We start from the raw sequence: 372 nt of genomic DNA on the forward strand, positions 1-372 counted from the left end.
GCTTCCGGAAGTCGTTGCGGGAATTCCTGTAGTTGGTGCGACCACGGTTGTCGTGCCGGGGCGGCCCGGAGAGGCACCGAGCCTTGCGCTCATGCCGCTGCTAGGCGGCTTTGCCAGCATTCCTCGCTGAGCCAGAACCATAATTTTGGAGAACGTAGATGATCGATGCCCGCGACACGCTGCTTCAAAGGATGAAGGTCGATCTCATTGGTCCAGAGGCACCGGATGAACTGATTTCAGATCGGCCGACTGATCGATATCTGACTGGAATCCTTTTTCCCCCTCGCACGACGATTTCGCCGGAAGATGACGACGAGGCGAGCGATGCTGACGACGCGGATGCAGTGGGAACCGCGCTGGATGGAGTGAAGG

Annotated in this window: 1 protein-coding gene; it reads left to right on the forward strand. The window is 58.6% G+C overall.

Annotated elements, in window-relative coordinates; genetic code table 11:
- Positions 1-158 precede the first annotated feature (158 nt).
- A partial coding sequence (locus A6302_RS21805) for a hypothetical protein (protein ID WP_141704088.1) occupies positions 159-372 on the forward strand: 214 nt, incomplete at its 3' end.

It is taken from the genome of Methylobrevis pamukkalensis, from assembly GCF_001720135.1.
Classification (GTDB): domain Bacteria; phylum Pseudomonadota; class Alphaproteobacteria; order Rhizobiales; family Pleomorphomonadaceae; genus Methylobrevis; species Methylobrevis pamukkalensis.